This is a genomic window from Bacillus hominis (genome assembly GCF_018332515.1).
Classification (GTDB): Bacteria; Bacillota; Bacilli; order Bacillales; family Bacillaceae_G; genus Bacillus_A; species Bacillus_A hominis.
In genome coordinates, this window is record NZ_BOQD01000304.1 from 1 (window position 1) to 3,972 (window position 3,972).

Here is a 3,972-nt window from a genome sequence, read left to right on the forward strand (position 1 = left end):
ATATAGTATAAAAAGGCTAAAGGTATAGCCTTTAGCCTTTTGTTTAATCCGTACTTCTCAGTTTTAAGTTTATATTCATTTGGAAACTATTTGAGTTAATGTATGAATAAATTCCACTGCACTGTTTTTATTACCTGATAATTCAAATTTAGTAAGTATAGGTACAGAGGGGATCGATGCATTATATAACTTTTTCATTACATACCCCTAGGTAGTTTTAGCAATGTAATGGGTTATTTTTCATTGTAATATTCTTCTAAAGTGATGCCTTTCTCATATATTTCTTTTGCAATGTCACCTACGTATCGAACATGCCATGGTTCATATGAATAACCTGTAATGTGCTCTTTTCCTTTTAAATAACGTATAATAAAGCCAGCACGATGAGCATTGTTTTTAAGCCATTTTCCTTCAATAGTATTCGCAAATTGAGTTTCTAGTGTATTATTGACACTATTCGCAGAAACGTCCATCGTTAACCCTGTTTGATGTTCGCTATGACCTGGCTTTGCAGAAACTTTATCAGCTTGGACCTGACCTTGTTTCTCTACATTTCGTCTATAAACAGTTTGTTGATATTCTTCAGACCGAAATCCAGATATAGCATGTAATACTATTCCCTCTTGTTTCGCTAAGGCAAATAACTTTTCCAAAGCGATAGCAGCTTCTTTTCGTAAATGACTTTTCTCTTGAATCCCATCAAATGCAAACCTAACATTAGGTACAACTAAATCGTTAGGTCTATAATTACTTGGAAGCTTTCTATTTTTATTAACTACTACATCCACAGTATCTGGGGATGCAATAGTTACAGATCCATCAATATTTTGTATATCATCCTTACCTTTAACAATGTCAGTGATGCTAGGGAAAAGAATATATATGCATAGTAAGAGAAGAACAGCTCCCCCTACTAAGCGACCTATTAATTTTCTAACCATTTTATCTACTCCTTATAGCGATCCATTTTAAAATTTACATCGTATTGTGATGAAGCTAACTAGTGAATTACTTTTACATCTCTATATAATTTCGTTATAGTTATTTATTAAAATTTAAAGATTAATGCTACCAATTCAAAAAAGTTGAGCTAATTTTATTAAATCCATATGAAAATAATTTTTTTGTTTCTATAAATCTCTTAGTATCTTCGCTAGTTCCTATGACAACAGAAATCGTTCTTTTTTCACCTTGTTTTGCTGTTCCTGTAAAACAGTATCCTGCTTCATCTGTAAATCCAGTTTTCAAACCATCAATTCCTTGAAAATACAACTCACCATTAGATGTATCGAGCATCTTATTTGTAGTCATTATAGTTGCACCATTATACGATAATGTATAATTTGTCAGCTTGGTTATATCTAAAGCAGTCATTTTTGATTCTTTATTTTGAGCATTTGGATTTCAGGTTCTGTTGCAAATTTTCCTAAGACATAAAGAGACGGGAAATATTGCAACAGAACCTGGTTTCTTATATTTTTATTATTACATTGAAATAGTAAATGAACTATCTAATAACCTTACGTAAAGGTGACAATTTTGTAAGATTTCATAAGTGAAAAATGAAAGTAAACTAATATTCAAAAGTTTACTTTCGAGAGAAGTAAAAAAAGAGTCCTATTAATTTAGGACTCTTTTTTGTTTTATGAAAGAAGATGTTTTCGTAATTGGCTTAGTTCTAATGTCAGTATCGAAATCGGAATTTTTCTCGTATATGCATATAGAGCTTATAAGGTGTATAAGTACTATAAACAACTTAGTGGTTTTAAAAAAAAGAAAGATGCTGTAATCTATTTAAGAAAGAATCTAGATACCATCATTTAATTCTATAACATTGAAATCTTTAAGTTTAATGTATCCACCTCTGTGTTGTTTAATTTTAGAAATCCTTTGAGTAACTGATACCATAAAAAACACCTCTTTTTTATTTCTTTAATGGTTTTGGTGAAAAACTGGAAAATAATCGTTTTTATTTTACCAGTTTTTCAAATTAATAGGAACAAAAGTGTATTCTTGCTTTTATTATAAAACTAATTTAGTTTTTAAAAGATTTACTAATTAGCACATAGTATATTTTCACGTTATTCCTCCCTTATCATTTTTTATATTTAATCAAATGTATTTGTTATACAACTCTTCCTCCTTGTAATATATCGTTCCCATCACTAAATACCATTTCCCTTATTTTGCATAAAAAAAAGACACAGAGATTTCTCCCCCATGCCCACTTATAGCTTTAAAAGTTAACTACTGAATATTTTTATTACGCTCTAATTGGTTTTGAATTCCTGACCTATCAATTTGAATCCAATACTCTGCAATTTTCCCATCTTCTACTCTATACACTGCACTTGCTATTTGAATGATTGGAAGTCCTGTAGGTTCATATCCATCAATTTCTCCTACATGCATACCTACTTGTTTCCAACGTACATATACTTTACTTCCTTGTGCTAAAAATTCTTGAATTTCTAAAGAAAAATTACCGTATACTTCAATCATCTCTCTTACATGTTCAGCATAATCTTCAGGTGTTCTGCAAACTGTTTGTTCTTCTTCAGATACAATTTGATGTGCCAATACTTTTTCTGCCATTAATTGATTTGAAAGGTCAGGATTATTCCCCGAACGTACTTCATCAAAAAATTTTCTAACAATTTGTTCTGGCGTCATTTAAAAACCCCCTTATTAAGAAATCCAATGCTAATCATATCATAGTTTATTTTAATCTACCTATTAAAGTAAACTGATTCATGTGTACAATAACAAGACAAAATCTCTTCTTTCTTAAGATATCCCGATTGATTCCCCTGAAAATTCACAATACTAATTATCTACTTCTTCACCGCATGCACATACTGCACCGTCTCAAAAGCTTTCAAATAATCATTTCGTCCTTCAAAATATAATTTATTTATGTCCTCTGGAGATAAGTGCTCATAAATGAGTAAACCCGACTTCTCTAACAATGCTTCCATTTCTCCGTAAGAAAAACATGATTTCATCGGTTCTCCGCCTACCGCAGCCATTTCCACCATATTTTCAACACGATTGGATAATCCTTTTTCGGTAAATAAGTTTTCATCCGGATAATCGAAAACGATAGAACTCCCCTCTGGAACCATCGCAAATAAACGTTCTATTAAGCCAGAAAGTTCCTCTTTCGTTAAATAATACGTAACACCTAAAAGGCTAAAGAAAGTCTTTTTCTTTTCAAATCCTTCATTACATAACTGTTCATAGGAAAATCCTTTCGTAAAATCCATTGAAACAAAATGAAGGTTATTTGGAATTTCAAGTTTTGCTTCTTCTACTCTTTCCTTCTTAAACTGTTGCGTAGAAGGATGATCCACTTCGAATATTTCTATTTTATTTTCTAATTCTCGGTGTCTAAAACTGAACGTGTCTAAGCCTGCACCGAGTATGACGTATTGTTTTGCTCCTAGTGTAATTTCATGAAATAATACTCTTTCACAATATACTGCACGTGCTAAAGGTGTTGGTGATAACTGAACTTGTGTAATCCATTTTAATATTTCATTTGGATTATCTTGAAACTGCTCTGCAATATCTTTATTGAAAAAATGTATCCCTTGAACCATATTCGTTTCAATATTGTTACGTTCTTTTGGTAAAATTAAATCTTTAGCTACATAATCATCAAAGATTTTAGGACTATCAAATTCACTATGATATGCCCTTCCGAAAGCTGATACTAACGACGTTACACTTGCTTCACCTTGTTTCACGCACATACACTCCTTCATTTTCACAACAAAAATAGGGTTCCCCTGGCCAGGAGAACCCTATTATACACCGTATTTTTATATTGGTAAATTATAGCATAAATAAGTTTTTTTGTCAAGTTTTCAATTCTCTTTAACACTTCAATAAATTGTATGTTTTCAAGAGGAAAATTGAAATTACATACAAAATATTCCTATTTTAATGAACAGGTCCTTTTGAAAATAA

4 protein-coding genes are annotated in these 3,972 nt (G+C 31.2%); all 4 read right to left on the reverse strand.

The window, feature by feature from the left end:
- Positions 1-233: 233 nt before the first annotated feature.
- Entirely contained in the window at positions 234-941 is a 708-nt protein-coding gene (locus tag KI356_RS23060; RefSeq protein ID WP_212936567.1) for a M15 family metallopeptidase, read from the reverse strand.
- A 127-nt stretch (positions 942-1,068) separates the two neighbouring features.
- Positions 1,069-1,374: a D-alanyl-D-alanine carboxypeptidase family protein gene (locus tag KI356_RS23065; protein ID WP_438820848.1), complete on the reverse strand. Its 306-nt coding sequence runs from the start codon at positions 1,372-1,374 to the stop codon at positions 1,069-1,071.
- A gap of 873 nt (positions 1,375-2,247) precedes the next feature.
- Complete coding sequence (locus KI356_RS23070) at positions 2,248-2,673, reverse strand: ester cyclase (protein WP_128280543.1); 426 nt, start codon at positions 2,671-2,673, stop codon at positions 2,248-2,250.
- Between the two features lie 161 nt (positions 2,674-2,834).
- Entirely contained in the window at positions 2,835-3,755 is a 921-nt protein-coding gene (locus KI356_RS23075; RefSeq protein WP_212936568.1) for a class I SAM-dependent methyltransferase, read from the reverse strand.
- Between the last annotated feature and the right edge of the window lie 217 nt (positions 3,756-3,972).